The organism is Bacillus sp. FSL W8-0920 (assembly GCF_038593215.1).
Lineage (GTDB): Bacteria > Bacillota > Bacilli > Bacillales > Bacillaceae > Bacillus > Bacillus pumilus.
This window is the reverse complement of sequence record NZ_CP151974.1, coordinates 534,508-549,401: the sequence shown is the minus strand read 5'-3', so window position 1 is coordinate 549,401 and position 14,894 is coordinate 534,508. Positions and strand designations below refer to the sequence as shown.

The following is a 14,894-nucleotide window of genomic DNA, read 5'->3' as shown; positions in this document are numbered from 1 at the left end:
ATGGACAAATTCATTTAAAAGTGATAAAAAATTAAAAAACCAAAGGTTTACCACCTTTGGTTTCTTAGATGCGGCCGAGAGGACTTGAACCTCCACGGGTTATTCACCCACTAGGCCCTCAACCTAGCGCGTCTGCCATTCCGCCACGACCGCGTGTATGATGTGCTCATATATTCATAAGTGCACTGTTTGAAAAAACAATGCGGGTGAAGGGACTTGAACCCCCACGTCATAAAGACACTAGATCCTAAGTCTAGCGCGTCTGCCAATTCCGCCACACCCGCGTGACAATGGTGAGCCATGAAGGACTCGAACCTTCGACCCTCTGATTAAAAGTCAGATGCTCTACCAACTGAGCTAATGGCTCATCTGCTATGCAGAAAAACATATAAAAAAATGGCTGGGCTAGCTGGATTCGAACCAACGCATGACGGAGTCAAAGTCCGTTGCCTTACCGCTTGGCTATAGCCCAACGAATCAAAAAAAACAAAACATGACCCGTACGGGATTCGAACCCGTGTTACCGCCGTGAAAGGGCGGTGTCTTAACCGCTTGACCAACGGGCCATAAAATAATGGCGGAGAAGGAGGGATTTGAACCCTCGCGCCGCTCGCGCGACCTACACCCTTAGCAGGGGCGCCTCTTCAGCCACTTGAGTACTTCTCCATTATGGCTCCGCAGGTAGGACTCGAACCTACGACCGATCGGTTAACAGCCGATAGCTCTACCACTGAGCTACTGCGGAATAATAAGACATGTTTCATTATATATATGCCAGAAAAATGTGTCAAGAATTTTTAAGCGTTTCATTCCTGCTCAATTTGCGACGGCTTTTATAATTTAACATATACTAATATAACAGTCAAGCCTTTTTCCATGCCATTTGTTTAACTTGGCAGAAAGCCCCCGACCTCTTCAAGTAGACCAAGGGCCTTGATGCAGCCTTCCATGAGATTAAGACAGATGAAACTTTCGCATCCACTTATAAAAAGTACTTCTTGGCACTCCTGCTAGCCTCGCTGCTTCTGACACATGACCTTTCGTTTTATGCAGTGCGTCTATCACTGTTTGCTTTTGAATGCGTTCCCTGAATGTGAGTTCTTTTGGAGTTTCAGTACACTCTGCTGGATGCAGCTTCTGCTTTTTCTGATCAATCGCCTCTAATACTGATGCATATTGCGATTCACAAATCCATCCGCCTTGCGGAAAGAGGACCCTTAGATGTTCAAATAGGTTAAAAAGCTCTCTTATGTTTCCTGGCCAATGATACTCCTGCAATTTCTGAAAAAATGATTCAGGAAACGCTGCATTCCAGTGGTGCTTCTTTTGGTAATAACGATATAAATCATGAATGTCTTCTTTTCTTTCTCTAAGCGGCGGGATATTGATCGGATAGACATGAAGACGGTAATACAAGTCTTCTCGTATTTTTCCTTCCTTCAGCAGTTCGTTCATATTACGGTGAGTCGCTGTAATAATCCGAATATCCAAAGGGATTTCGTGTGTCCCGCCAAGCGGTACGACTGCCCTTTCTTCTATCACCCGAAGAAGCGCTACTTGCATCGCATATGGGATTTCGCCTATTTCATCTAGAAAGAGTGTTCCTTTATGAGCTTGTTCAAATTTGCCTTTAGCTCCGTGACGTTTTGCCCCTGTAAATGCCCCTTCAGCATAGCCAAACAGCTCACTTTCTAACAGGCTTTCAGGAATGGCTCCGCAATTAACAGCAATAAACGGCCCTTTATGCCTTTCACTGGCGGAATGAATGGCTCTAGCGGCGAGTTCCTTCCCTGTCCCTGTTTCTCCCCAAATATACACATGAGCATCTGTTTGTGCTGCTCTCTTCATCTCGTTAAGCGTCTGTTGAAATACCTTACTTGTTCCTGATTCCCCTGGAAATTGAGCAAAAGAAACGGTGATGCTGCTTTTCGCTGCTTCTTCAAGGGAAAGGGACATGCCTAGCATCTTTCCGTCTTGCTCTGATTGAATGATCTGCTTTCCCCGGATAACAAATGGATGACCCTTAAGCCGCTCGACATCCATTCCATACCAGTCTGAAAATCGTTCTCTAATCGACCTGCTGGCAGAAACAATTTGCTTTTTTTCATTACAGACCACATACGGTTCGTCTGTTTCCACCTGCTGGAGACAATGAGTGATGAGCTCCAGCTCTCTCCTTTTTTGCTGGACTTGAATTTCTCTCTCGATGGCATAAGCAACCGTTGAAGCCATTCCAAGCATAAAAGGGTGCTTGTTATCCGTCATACAAGAGATGTCAATCACCCCTATGATTGTACCGCCTGCATCGCGAATAGGAGCGGCTGAACAACTCCAATGGTGAGAGGCGATAGAAAAATGCTCAGTTCCATTGATCGTCACTGCTTCTCCGATGACGAGTGCCGTTCCGATCGCGTTTGTCCCTACATCTGTTTCAGTCCAGCGTGAACCCTCCATAAAATTAATTCTTTTTGCTTCCACCATCGTTCTTTCGCTTCCTGTCAAACTTAGCACATAACCATCTGCGTCGATGAGTAAGGCCAGCATGTCAGATTCTTTTAATTGCTGACTGATTTTATTTAAGTAAGGAAGAGCCGCATTTAGGAATAATGAATATTTCTTTTTTTGGGCACTGAAACGCTCCTTTTCTAACAACGACTGTCCTTTATCTAAATACGGATTCACATTTGCCTGTTTACACCTGTGCCATGATTCTACCACTCTCTTATTCAGACGAGACTGATCAAGCAAACCTTCACGAACAAAACGTTTCCACGTATTTAAATAACAAGGCGTCGGATTCATTCCATCCTCTCCTCTAGGGGCTTTTTATTCATTATAGATAATTATAAAAGCGCTTTCAATTATCATTAGCTAACCCTAGAAGTCAATCGGATAGAAAAGAAGCCTTTTTCAGCAGTGCACCGCTCGTCCAATGGTTTGCAGAAAGGCTTCGTGTATCGCCTCTGAAAGTGTCGGATGTGCCGCAATAAACTGCTCTAATGTATCAGCGGTCAGCTCTGTATGCATCATCACCGCCGCTTGTCCAATCAGTTCTGTTGCATGCGGTCCGATAATTGAAACACCTAATATTTCTTGATATTGCGGTTCTACAATGACCTTTACGTGACCGGCTGGTTGATTTAAGATTAATGCTTTTCCATTTGCAGAAAATGCACATGTCCCTATCCGAATCTCCTCATATTGTTTTCTAGCACTCTCTTCACTTAAACCAACACTGGCGATTTCTGGAGAGGTGTATATGCACCTCGGAATCACTTGCTCATTGACCTTTACATGCTCACCTGATGCATGGGATGCCGCAACCGTTCCTTCATGAAAGGCAGTATGAGCAAGCTGGACCCCACCTGTCACATCACCGCACGCATAGATATGCGGGAGATTGGTTTGCATATGTTCATTGACGTAGATACCGTTTCTATCAAATGCAATACCAACCTGATCAAGATTCAACTCTCCAAGCCGCGGAGTTCTGCCAATGGCCACTAAGCAAAGATCCGACTGGATTTCACACTGCTCGCCTTGATTATTCTCCACCACTACTTTACTTGAAGAGGAATCAAGCTGCTTGACTGCGGCGGACGTCAAAATATCTACACCCGTTTCTTCGAGCTGCTCGTGAAGACATTGTGCAATATCACGATCTTCTTCAGGTAAAATGTGCACTGCCCGTTCAACCATGACAACCTTTGATCCCATTCTGCTAAAGATGCTCGCAAACTCACAGCCGATCACCCCGCCCCCAATGATACAAAGCGAATCTGGAATCGAAGAAAGTGACATGGCATCCTTGCTGTGAATAATCCATTCGCCATCAAAAGGTGCAAACGGTAAAGCAGCAGGCGCTGCCCCTGATGCAATAATGATTTGTTTTGCTTGAATGATTTCAGACTTTCCTTCACTTTCTATCAATAGCTCATGTGCTGATAGAAATGAAGCCTTCCCATTTACCACGGTGACTTTGTTTTTATTCATCAAGTAGCGAACACCATCAGTGAGCTGCTTGACGACAGACTGCTTCCGTTTTTGGACAGCATCCCATTGGATGGTAGGCTCATGTTCTGGAAGCTCAATTCCAAAATGTCCAGCCGATTTCACATGCTCATACATATCGGCGCTTTGCAAAAGTGCTTTGGTTGGAATACAGCCCTCATTGAGGCAGGTACCTCCCAGCTGACCTTGATCAATTAACACAACCTCCCTGCCAAAACGAGCGGCTGTTATGGCCGCCACATAACCTGCTGGTCCGCCTCCTATAATGACCAGTGTCATGGTACGTTCACCTTCTTCCTATAAAAGAATGGATATTGGTTCTTCTAAATGTGCTTTGACCGTTGATAAAAATGCGGATGCCGGTGCTCCGTCCAGTACGCGGTGATCAAACGTAAGACTGAGAGGCAGGATGGTCCCTTTGCACAATTCATCCTCTCGATAAACAGGGGTGTCATACATTGTTCCGACGCCAAGGATACCTGCTTCCGGAGGATTCAAAATTGGCGTGAAATGCTCTACACCATACGCTCCAAGATTGGTCAATGTAAATGTCGAACCTTGGATTTCATCATGGAGAAGCTTTCCTTCACGTGCTTTTTGACCATACAATTTAATGCTCTTCGCCAGCTCTATCAGCGTTAACCGCTCCGCATGCCGAATGACCGGTACAGCCAATCCGTTATCTAACGCAGCAGCCATCCCAAGATGAACATTCTCAAAGGTTTCCACAACTCCGTTATGATATTGACTGTTCATCGCAGGGTGTTCTAACAACGAAAGGATCGCTGCTTTGGCTACAAAATCGGTGATGGTCAACTTTGTATCGTAACGTGCTATGGCTGTTTCATTCAGCTGTTGTTGTAAGTTTGTAAGTTTTGTCACGTCCGCTTTCATCGTAATAGTTAATTGTGCACTTGTTTGCAGGCTTTCCATCATTCTTGAGGCAATTGTTTTCCGCATCATGTTAATAGGTTGATGCTCTGTTTCGTTTTGTTTTTTCTCTTCTTGTTTTTTCTCTTCTTGTTTTTTCTCTTTCCGTTCAGGAAGCGCATGAAGCACATCCTCTTTCGTAATTCTTCCACCTGGTCCTGTCCCCACGAGCGTATCAATGTCTAGGTTTGCGCTAATCGCCATTTTACGGGCAACAGGTGAGATTTTCTTTCTCTCTTTCTTTGGTTTTGACTGGATGTCTCTATCTTTCTTTTCCTCCACTTGTTCATTTCCTTCACCGATATAGCAGATGACCGTGCCAGGCGGTACACCTTCTCCCTCGGGCACTTTTATATCCAATATGGTTCCTTCAGCAGGTGATTCGATCTCCATTTCAATTTTTTCGGAGTTGATGCTTGCAATGCTTTCCCCTTTATTTACGGTCTCACCGACCTCCTTATTCCAGACAGATACCGTTCCTTCTTTCATCGACATGCCCAATTTAGGCATCACAACTTCGACAGCCATCTCCCTCTCTCCTTTCTTTAGTTCAAGATCTTGTCATGGCTCTTGCCAATCAGCTCTAATACGGTGTTCACAACTTTATCAGGTGTTGGCAGATATATATCTTCAAGAGGTGGTGAAAATGGTACCGGTGTATGAGGAGCCGTTACTTTTTTGATTGGAGCGTCAAGTAAATCAAATCCTTTATCTGCAATCAAAGAAGAGATATCTGCGGCAATTCCGCACCTTGGATTTGCTTCATCGACAATGACAAGTCGATTTGTTTTTTCTACTGAAGTCAGAATGGCCTCTTCATCGAGCGGCGACAAGCTTCTTGGATCAATCACTTCCGCTTCAATACCTTGAGCAGATAATTGCTCTGCCGCTTCGAGTGCTGTATGCACTTGTTTGCCTACTGCAAAGATGGTTACATCAGATCCTTCTCTCTTCACATCTGCTTTACCAAGCGGCAGTGTGTAATACCTTTCCGGCACATCTCCTGTGATATTGTAAAGCGTCTTGTCTTCAAAAAAGATGACAGGGTCCTGATCCTCGATGGCTGCCAGCAGCAGCCCTTTGGCATCATATGGTGAAGAAGGCACAACTACTTTCAATCCAGGGATGCTTGTAAATAGTGCATACAAACTTTGCGAATGCTGGGCAGCTGCTCTAAAACCCGCCCCATGTGTCGTTCGAATCGTGATTGGCACCTCTGCTTTTCCGCCAAACATGTATCGGAATTTTGCGCCTTGATTCAGGACTTGGTCCAGACAAGTACCGATAAAATCATTAAACATGAGCTCCGCAATTGGTCTTAGCCCTGTTGAAGCAGCTGCCATAGCCGCGCCTACATAGCCAGCTTCACTAATCGGCGTGTCAAGGACACGCTCACGTCCAAACTCCTGAACGATTCCTTTCGTTACACCAAGAACACCGCCCCATGCTTCATCATCCTGTAAGTGATCTACATGAGCGCCACCCGCAACATCTTCTCCCATTAAAATGACATCTTCGTCTCTTCTCATTGCCAGTTTAATCGCTTCATTCAAAGCACTAGACATGCTGATTTCTCTTGTCATTTCCCTCTCCCCTTTCAGATTTATTAATACGAAACATACACATCAGTCAGCAATTCAGTATGATCTGGATATTCACTTTCTTCACTGAATCTCACGGCCTCATCTATCGCTTCTGCTACAGTCGCTTCAATACTTGATATCTCTTGATCCGTTAGCAGCTGCTGCTTTAATAATTCATTTTTAAAAAGAGTGATGGCATCTTTCTCTTCTTGATGTTCGGTTTTTTCTTGATTGGTTTTGTAGTGCTGGGCGTCTCCTTCAAAATGACCATAATTCCGATATGTCATGCATTCAATCAATGTCGGACCTTCTCCATTTTTTGCTCGTTCTATCGCTTGTTCTGCTGCTTGATAAACGGCTGTCACATCTTTTCCATCTACTTGAATACCCGGAATACCATAACTGGTGGCTCGATCCACAATCGATTTGCAGCTTGAAGCATAGGAAAATGGCGTCGCTTCCCCGTAACCATTGTTTTCTGCGATGAAAATGACTGGCAGTTTCCAGATGGCAGCGAGATTGATTCCTTCGTGAAAAGTCCCTTGATTGTTAGCACCATCCCCAAAAAAGCAAACGCTTACATTATCTGTCTTTTTATATTTAGCTGTGAGGGCTGCCCCGCACGCAAGTGGAAAGCCGCCTCCAACAATTCCGTTGGCACCGAGCATTCCTTTATCAAAATCTGCAATGTGCATAGATCCACCTTTTCCTTTACAAAGGCCTGTGGCTTTTCCATAGATTTCTGCCATCATTCCTTTTAGATCACAGCCCTTAGCGATACAATGACCGTGGCCACGGTGTGTACTTGTAATACTGTCTTGTTCATTCAGATGAGCGCAGACTCCTACAGCAACAGCTTCTTCACCAGCATAAAGATGGACAAAACCTGGCAAGATCCCCTTTGTAAAAAGCGTGTGTACTTGATCTTCAAATTGGCGGATTTCCTGCATTTTTCGATACATCCAAACGGCTTTTTCTTTTGTGAGTGCCATTTCCATGATAAAACCTCCTATCTTTTTTGCTTGCACTTCTATACAAGCAAAAAGCGTGCCAACATCATGGCGCTTGAAAGCTTGGGTTTTTGAGCGATTCACACCGATCAAAAAAGAGACAAAATGAGACTTGCGTCTCTATTTGTCTCAATATGTCTACTTCATCTCACAAAAAAAGCATCCCATAAAGGAATGCTTCAGCGTGTAGACAAACCCTCGCATTCTTTGTCAGGACTGTGCTCCGGTGCTCACGAATGTCAAATTCGCTCCGCTCCTGTGCTCGCCCTTCCTAGACTGCAAAGGTTTTCTATCACGCTGAAAAGAAGACAAAGGGCTAAAATAAAGATCATTTTAGCCCTTTGTCAACAATCTGAAGCATCCCATAAAGGTATGCTTATCACTCTGAACCGATTGTACGCTGCCATTTTAATTTTCCTTTGCAGACGCCGCACACATAACGAGAGGTATCAACTCGCCTTTTCCTGATAAAATACTGACCGCATCCTGTGCAGACATATTCTTGCCGTTTCTGTACACGCCGTTTATTTTGTACGGTCTTTAGCGGTGTACAAAAACGCGGGGCTCCTACTTGTTTTAATAACTCTTTAAAGGAACGGTCACGATGCTGATAGCCTTTTCCCTCAAGATGCAGATGATAATGACACAGCTCATGCTTGATGATCCCGATTAATTCTTCTCGTCCATGTTCCTCTAGGTATCGGCGGTTCAGTTCGATATTGTGTGTTCCAAGTAGATACCGCCCGCCTGTCGTTTTGAGACGGTCGTTAAAAACAGCCTGATGGCGGAATGCCTTACCAAAGAACTGCTCAGAAATATGCTCTGTTAACTGCTGTAACTCTCTCTCCTTCAATCAAGATCGTTCCTTTCTATAAAAACATCGAACGGGACAATTTCCCCTTTGCATACATTGAAGGTACACCCACTGTTTCGATAAAAGGAGGAATGGGCGATGCCCAACTGGCTGAAAAATCAGATGCAGAAGGCTTTTTTCGAAAAAAATCATTACCAAATCAAGTTGTTGAATCAATGCTGGTACTTCTACAGAAAAAAACATTCAGTCGCATCAAGGCACACCCCATCCTGAGGTGCGCCTCGTTTTTTGTTTACTCTGGTTTCAGCATGGAGAGGGCAACGCGGCCTTTTGCCTGGTCAACGGAGTCCACCCATACAGTCACAATGTCACCAACTGATACAACGTCAAGCGGATGCTTCACAAAGCGGTTGCTGAGCTTGGAAATATGGACAAGCCCGTCCTGTTTTACACCAATATCAACGAATGCGCCGAAGTCTACAACGTTTCTCACTGTACCTTGCAGCTCCATTCCTTGCTTCAAGTCCTCTAATTTCAACACATCTGTTTTTAAAAGAGGTTTTGGTACTTCATCGCGCGGATCACGCTCAGGTCTTGTCAGCTGATCGACGATATCTTGTAATGTAATGATACCAATATCAAGCTGCTCTGCTGCTTCGTCCAGCTTGACCTCTGCGATTTTCTCCTTTAATTGCTCTGTGCCAAGATCATTTGGTGTCATCTTGATCATGCGTAAGAACTGTTTTGTTTCTTTATAGCTCTCTGGGTGAATGCCTGTCCGGTCAAGTGGATCTTGTCCGTCTGCAATGCGCAGGAAGCCGATACACTGCTCATAAGTCTTAGCACCAAGTCTTGGAATGTCCTTTAGCTCTTTTCTGCTTGTGAATCTTCCAATCTCTTCGCGGCGCTTGATGATATTCCCTGCGACGGCTTTTGAAAGACCTGACACATATTGCAGCAGCGCCTGTGAGGCCGTATTGACGTTCACACCGACTTGGTTGACGACCGTCTCTACCACGAAGGTTAACGAGCTGTTTAATTGTTTTTGGCTCACGTCATGCTGGTATTGGCCCACTCCGACAGACTTCGGATCAATTTTCACGAGCTCTGCTAAAGGATCTTGTAATCTTCGAGCAATGGATATAGCACTTCGTTCTTCGACTTGCAGGTCTGGAAACTCTTCTCGCGCCAGTGCAGACGCAGAGTATACACTTGCTCCTGCTTCATTCACAATCAAATAGGAGACCGGCTGATCCAGCTCTTGAATGAGGTCTGCAATGAATTGTTCGGTCTCTCTTGAGGCTGTTCCGTTTCCAATCGCAATGACTTCAATGTTAGATGATTGAATGATCTCTTTCACTTTTTGTTTCGCTTCCGCTTTTTTCTGTACAGGCGGGTGCGGGTAAATGACGCCTATATGATGGACTTTTCCTGTATCATCCACGACGGCTAATTTACAGCCTGTACGAAATGCAGGGTCCACTCCAAGTACACGTCTCCCTTTCATCGGCGGCTGAAGCAGTAGTTTTCTTAAGTTTTCAGCAAAAATATGAATCGCTTGTTCCTCTGCTTTTTCTGTCAGCTCTTTGCGTATTTCTCGTTCGATGGAAGGCTGAATGAGGCGTTTATACGCATCGTCAATTGCCGCTTCGATAAACGGTCTCGCCGTCGTCTGTTTGCCTTTTATGACTTGTTTGTCGAGATAGAAACGAATATTTTCAGCAGGTGGCTCGATGGCTGCCTTTAAGATGCCTTCTTTCTCTCCACGATTGACCGCTAGTACGCGGTGAGGCACTATCTTTTTGATGGGCTCTTGATAATCGTAATACATTTCATAGACATTTTTCTCATCGCTCTCGATGTCTTTTCCTGATGTGACCAGACTTCCCTTTTGGTACGTTTCGCTGCGAATCCATTTCCGCATATCAGGATCATCTGCCAGCTGTTCAGCAATGATGTGCTGCGCGCCTTCAAGTGCCTCTTCTACACTTGTTACTTCTTTTTCTTCGTTGATAAAAGAAGCGGCCTTCTTCTCGATCTCATCGCTTGGCAGGGTGAGTATATATTCTGCCAGCGGCTCGAGCCCTTTTGCTTTGGCTACATTCGCCTTTGTTTTACGTTTTTGTTTGAATGGTCGGTATAAATCTTCGACCTCTTGCAGTTTATGAGCTTGTTCAATTTTTTGTTTTAATTCATCCGTCAGTTTGTCTTGTTCTGCGATTAAGCGAATGACTTCTTCTTTTCGGTTCATGACATTTTGGATATATGTATAGCGCTCTGAAATGGTTTGAATTTGCACCTCATCCAGAGAGCCTGTCTGCTCTTTCCGGTAACGGGCAATAAACGGGACGGTGTTACCATCCTCTAAGAGCTTGATGACACTTTCAATTTGTTTTGTTGAAATCTTTAATTCTGTTGCAATTTGTTTCAATAAAAAGTCAGATGTCTTCATACTTTGCATCCCCTCACTGTGTCTTCTCTTTTAGTGTATCAAAAAAATCGGCAAAACAGAAAAAAGGTCAGCTATTTTACGTGAGCTGACCAAGTACATAGGTGAGATCGTCCTTTTTGTCTTGTGTGTATGTTTCAAGCTGTTTGGCAATGTCTGCAACTGAATGACTATGCTTTAAACACATTCTCATGTTTGGCACATTCAGTCCGTCTGAATACATAATGAATGTCGATCCTTTTTCGTAGGAATAGGTGTATGTTTTATATTTTCTAGGTTTCCCTGATAAGTATCCTGATGTCGGAAGTGGATAAATATAGTCGCCAGAAGGGGCATTCAAGATGAACCGAATATTACCAACCGAACAATAGGTAAACTGCTGCTGGGAAAAATTCACCTTTAATATGGCTACAGTGGCTCCGCGTTTATTTTTCATCGCCTGATTGCATCTGTCGATGAGGGTCGTCATATCCTCATGTCCATATTCTTCGACAATTTCGCTGACTAAAGAAGATGATTCATTGGCGAACTGACCGCTGCCTAATCCGTCTGCCACAGCACAAATTAGTTCTTCATCATCTGCTTTAATAAAAAAACTGTCCCCGCAGCATGATTTCCCTTCTTTATTCGATTGATAGATAATGGCATTCACATGCTCATGCTGTTCAATCTGCTTCATTACCCTAGCTCCATAGACGCATCTTCTGATAATGCATCTCGTAGCTTTTTAACTGCCTTCCGTTGCAGTCTCGATACATGCATTTGGGATATCCCTAGTAAATCGCCTGTTTCTTTTTGACTCTTATTTTGCAAATAAGTCAGATTGATAATCTCTTTTTCCCGATCTGTCAGAACATGAAGCACACTCTCAAGCATCATTTTTTGGTTTACACGTTCGTAGCCCTCTTCCTGTGAGCCAACAACGTCTAAAATGGTGACTGTGCTTCCTTCAGAATCAGCCTCTACGCCTTGGTCAACAGACAGTGCTTGATAGCTTTTGCCCATCTCCATGGTTTCCAGTACTTCTTCCTCTGTCACATCTAGGTATTCTGCAATTTCTTGGACTTGCGGTGATTTTTGCGTCTCTGTTGTTAGATGATCAACAGCCATCTTGATTCTTGGTCCAAGCTCTTTGATTCGCCTTGGTACATGGACACTCCATGTTTTATCTCGTAAAAAGCGTTTGATTTCCCCGATGATGGTTGGAATAGCAAAGGCTTCAAATGATTTACCGACTAGCGGATCGTATCGCTTAATGGCGCCAAGTAAACCAATCATTCCAACTTGTCTGAGGTCCTCATGAAAGCTTTTTCCTTTTGAATATTTTTTTGCCAGCATATCAACCAAGTTTGTATAGCATTCGACCAGCGTGAGCTGCGCCTGCTCATCTTGGTTGGATTGATAGCTTTGGATAAGGCGATCCACTTCATCTTTAGTTAGTTTCATAGTTTTGGATGGTTGTGTCATGGTCAACTCGCTCCCTGTTTAAAAACTTTGTCATCGCAACGGTAACTCCGGAGTTTGCTTGCACCTCGACTTCATCCATCAATGTTTGCATTAAGTATAAACCAAGACCTCCTTCTGCCAATTGATCCACCGTATGAGCAGATGTATACGGCCCTAGGTCTTCCTGCTTTTGCTTAAAGTCAAAGCTACCGCCTTTGTCCGCGACAATGATTTCTAGACGATCCTCGTAGACAAGAAAGCGAACAGCTACCTCTCCATCTTCGCCATTTTCACCTTTGTAGGCATGCTGAACTGCATTTGTACAGGCCTCACTGACCGCAATTTTTAAGTCCTCAATCTCTTCATAGGCATAACCCATTCGACTTGCTACGCCTGAAAGAGTCAGGCGGATGATGCCTACGTATTCTGGTTTCGCTGGGATTTTCATCTCGATTAGATCTACTGATTCGTTCATTGTACCCCACCCTCTGTCTTTGCAGAAATGTCAATGATGTCCTTTAGTCCAGTAATTTCAAACAACCTTACAAGCCGATCTGACAAGTTCTCAAGCTTTAGTGTTCCACCTGCTTTTTGAGCCGCTTTAAACAGCCCAACAAATACACCTAATCCTGTACTATCCATATACGTAACATCCTTCAAACAGATCTCAAGATGCTCTCCCGCCTCGGCTTTAGGCATGAGTGTTTCTCTTAGCTGAGGAGCAGAGTACACATCAATTTCTCCGCTGACACTAATTTTCGTTTTTTGATCTATTTGATGCTCTTTCACTGTCATATTCATTATGCATTCACCTCGAAATTCTTGTTTCCTAGAATTTTATATACCCGCATCTTCACTTTCTAAACCTTTCTTTTGAGCACAAGTAAAGTGAAGTCATCGTGAAGCTGAAAATCTTGTAGCTTGAGTAAGCTGGCATAGATGGCATCGACCATTTCCTGAGCTGAGTAGGGTAGGTGCTCTGCTATAAGCGCTTTGATATCCTCCCGCTCTAAAAAGCCGTCCTCCGACTTAGATTCTGTAACACCATCGGAGAATAAGATCACCATATCTCCTACGTCCAAATGCTTCTCATACTGCTTATAATCAAAATCTGGTGCGATTCCAAGTACAAGCCCTTTTGCATCTAAATCGTAAAATTTGTTCTCTTTATTGCAATAGAAAAAGCCCGGCTCATGACCAGCCGATGCATATTTAAATTCATGCGTTTCTTTATTATAACTGCCATAAAACATGGTGATAAACATACTTGGGTCTACGTTTTGCTCGACAACACGATTAAGGGTTTTCAGCACTTTAGTTGGACCGCTCCCTGACTCTGGCAAGGAATCCATCGCATATTTAATCATCGACATACAAAGCGCAGCTGGGATTCCCTTTCCAATGACATCTGCGATCGCAATATTAATCGTATCGTGATCCGTGACGAAATGGTAATAATCTCCACTCATCTGTTTTGCCGGTACACTGATCGCCCCAATATCGAACGTATCTCCTTCTGGAATTTTCGTTTCCAGAAGGGTTTGCTGAACATTTGCAGCAATTTCAATTTCAGATTTAATTTCTTGCTGAATGCCTCTAAGTGTTAAATGTTCCTGATAGGCAAGTCCGTACCCAATCATGACTTCAATTAAGAAGTCTAGTGAATGAAAAACATCTTCCGGCAAATCAGGGTAAAGCTCCTGAATCACTTTTCGGTGAACACTCACTATTTCTTCAGGAGGTATTTGATGCTCAATGGTTTTACGGCTAAATTTTTGAGCTTGATAAAGCGATGTTTCAGTTAAATCACTGATATAACGACTGAGCAGCTGATGGTACCGCTGCTCCATTACCTCCTTAAAATCCATGGTTTCCCTCCTAGCGAAGCCACTTAACAGCTTGTATCTCCGTTCCTTGTTCTGGTGCAGAATCTAATTTAAATTCATCCATCAGTCTTCTGACGCCCGGCAAGCCTGCTCCGAGTCCGCCTGATGTAGAAAATCCGTCTTCCATCACTTTACGTATATCCATGATGCCAGGCCCCTCATCGGCTGCGATGACCTTGAGTCCACGCTTTCCGCGCTCCATCACTTCTTCTATACAAATCTGACCTTTACCAGCGTATAAATAGATGTTTCGAGCTAATTCTGAAATGGCCGTCGTAATTCTTGCTTGGTCAACTGTTCCAAAACCAAGTTCTTTTGCAACATTGCGCCCCAATTGTCTTGCTGCGACTATATCCCATTCCGTCAATATTTTCACACAGGATTGGTCTTTCATATCTATTCCCCCAATTCCCGCTTCAGTGTCTCAAGCCCTTGTTCAAGATCTAGTGCTGTTTGAATTTCTTCCAGCGATATACCAAGTTCAATAAGCGTCACAGCGACTGCCGGCTGTATTCCTGTTAATACAACTTTTGCCCCCATGAGCTTGGACATGGTGATCACATCGCCTAATACCTTTGCGATAAATGAATCAATCATATCGACGGATGTTAAGTCAATGACAACACCGTTTGCTCCTGTTTCATGAATTTTATTCAGTAAGTCTTCTTGAAAGTGAAGAGCTGTTTGATCATCAAGCTCCCACTGTATTGAGATCAGAAGACAATTATATAATTTTAAGATTGGAATCTTCGGGTGATTTCTCAA

15 protein-coding genes and 7 tRNA genes are annotated in these 14,894 nt (G+C 43.9%); 1 reads left to right on the top strand and 21 read right to left on the bottom strand.

Annotated features, from left to right (window positions below; genetic code table 11):
• Positions 1-69: 69 nt before the first annotated feature.
• The 13 genes from NSS78_RS02695 to NSS78_RS02635 form a co-directional block, all read right to left on the bottom strand.
• Positions 70-153 (bottom strand) — tRNA-Leu (locus NSS78_RS02695).
• A 48-nt stretch (positions 154-201) separates the two neighbouring features.
• Positions 202-284 (bottom strand) — tRNA-Leu (locus NSS78_RS02690).
• Positions 285-291: 7 nt separating this feature from the next.
• Positions 292-367: transfer RNA gene (locus NSS78_RS02685), tRNA-Lys, on the bottom strand.
• 30 nt (positions 368-397) lie between these two features.
• Positions 398-472: transfer RNA gene (locus tag NSS78_RS02680), tRNA-Gln, on the bottom strand.
• A gap of 22 nt (positions 473-494) precedes the next feature.
• Positions 495-566, bottom strand: a tRNA-Glu gene (locus tag NSS78_RS02675).
• A 9-nt stretch (positions 567-575) separates the two neighbouring features.
• Positions 576-666: transfer RNA gene (locus NSS78_RS02670), tRNA-Ser, on the bottom strand.
• 4 nt (positions 667-670) lie between these two features.
• Positions 671-745: transfer RNA gene (locus tag NSS78_RS02665), tRNA-Asn, on the bottom strand.
• 209 nt (positions 746-954) lie between these two features.
• The gene (locus tag NSS78_RS02660) at positions 955-2,802 is read right to left on the bottom strand and encodes a sigma-54-dependent Fis family transcriptional regulator (protein WP_342468282.1); all 1,848 of its coding nucleotides are present in this window, start codon (positions 2,800-2,802) and stop codon (positions 955-957) included.
• A 108-nt stretch (positions 2,803-2,910) separates the two neighbouring features.
• On the bottom strand, positions 2,911-4,290 hold the full coding sequence (lpdA, locus tag NSS78_RS02655; protein WP_342468281.1) for a dihydrolipoyl dehydrogenase: 1,380 nt from the start codon (positions 4,288-4,290) through the stop codon (positions 2,911-2,913).
• Positions 4,291-4,308: 18 nt separating this feature from the next.
• Complete coding sequence (locus tag NSS78_RS02650) at positions 4,309-5,469, bottom strand: dihydrolipoamide acetyltransferase family protein (protein WP_342468280.1); 1,161 nt, start codon at positions 5,467-5,469, stop codon at positions 4,309-4,311.
• A gap of 17 nt (positions 5,470-5,486) precedes the next feature.
• Complete coding sequence (locus NSS78_RS02645; RefSeq protein WP_003214035.1) at positions 5,487-6,524, bottom strand: alpha-ketoacid dehydrogenase subunit beta; 1,038 nt, start codon at positions 6,522-6,524, stop codon at positions 5,487-5,489.
• Between the two features lie 23 nt (positions 6,525-6,547).
• On the bottom strand, positions 6,548-7,522 hold the full coding sequence (locus NSS78_RS02640; RefSeq protein WP_342468279.1) for a thiamine pyrophosphate-dependent dehydrogenase E1 component subunit alpha: 975 nt from the start codon (positions 7,520-7,522) through the stop codon (positions 6,548-6,550).
• Between the two features lie 391 nt (positions 7,523-7,913).
• Positions 7,914-8,387 (bottom strand): SprT family protein, encoded by a 474-nt coding sequence (locus NSS78_RS02635; protein ID WP_003214448.1) that lies wholly within the window; start codon positions 8,385-8,387, stop codon positions 7,914-7,916.
• Positions 8,388-8,486: 99 nt separating this feature from the next.
• Here NSS78_RS02635 and cmpA point away from each other — a divergent pair, with 99 nt between their 5' ends.
• Positions 8,487-8,621: a cortex morphogenetic protein CmpA gene (cmpA, locus tag NSS78_RS02630; protein WP_012009003.1), complete on the top strand. Its 135-nt coding sequence runs from the start codon at positions 8,487-8,489 to the stop codon at positions 8,619-8,621.
• Between the two features lie 19 nt (positions 8,622-8,640).
• Here the strand turns inward: cmpA and NSS78_RS02625 are convergent, their stop codons facing one another.
• From NSS78_RS02625 to rsbS, 8 genes are all read right to left on the bottom strand, one after another.
• On the bottom strand, positions 8,641-10,800 hold the full coding sequence (locus tag NSS78_RS02625; protein ID WP_212046676.1) for a Tex family protein: 2,160 nt from the start codon (positions 10,798-10,800) through the stop codon (positions 8,641-8,643).
• A 76-nt stretch (positions 10,801-10,876) separates the two neighbouring features.
• Positions 10,877-11,476: a PP2C family serine/threonine-protein phosphatase gene (locus tag NSS78_RS02620; RefSeq protein WP_003214034.1), complete on the bottom strand. Its 600-nt coding sequence runs from the start codon at positions 11,474-11,476 to the stop codon at positions 10,877-10,879.
• On the bottom strand, positions 11,476-12,264 hold the full coding sequence (gene sigB, locus NSS78_RS02615; protein WP_003214304.1) for an RNA polymerase sigma factor SigB: 789 nt from the start codon (positions 12,262-12,264) through the stop codon (positions 11,476-11,478). Before sigB ends, NSS78_RS02620 begins: the two co-directional genes overlap by 1 nt.
• Positions 12,230-12,718, bottom strand: a complete 489-nt coding sequence (gene rsbW, locus NSS78_RS02610; protein WP_003214356.1) for an anti-sigma B factor RsbW — start codon at positions 12,716-12,718, stop codon at positions 12,230-12,232. Before rsbW ends, sigB begins: the two co-directional genes overlap by 35 nt.
• Positions 12,715-13,044, bottom strand: coding sequence for an anti-sigma factor antagonist (locus NSS78_RS02605; protein ID WP_003213847.1), 330 nt, complete (start codon positions 13,042-13,044; stop codon positions 12,715-12,717). Before NSS78_RS02605 ends, rsbW begins: the two co-directional genes overlap by 4 nt.
• A 59-nt stretch (positions 13,045-13,103) precedes the next feature.
• Complete coding sequence (locus NSS78_RS02600) at positions 13,104-14,111, bottom strand: PP2C family protein-serine/threonine phosphatase (RefSeq protein WP_003213895.1); 1,008 nt, start codon at positions 14,109-14,111, stop codon at positions 13,104-13,106.
• A gap of 10 nt (positions 14,112-14,121) precedes the next feature.
• Positions 14,122-14,523, bottom strand: a complete 402-nt coding sequence (locus NSS78_RS02595) for an anti-sigma regulatory factor (protein WP_003214085.1) — start codon at positions 14,521-14,523, stop codon at positions 14,122-14,124.
• A gap of 2 nt (positions 14,524-14,525) precedes the next feature.
• A complete protein-coding gene (gene rsbS / locus NSS78_RS02590) occupies positions 14,526-14,894 on the bottom strand; it encodes an RsbT antagonist protein RsbS (RefSeq protein ID WP_003214235.1) in 369 nt (122 codons plus the stop codon).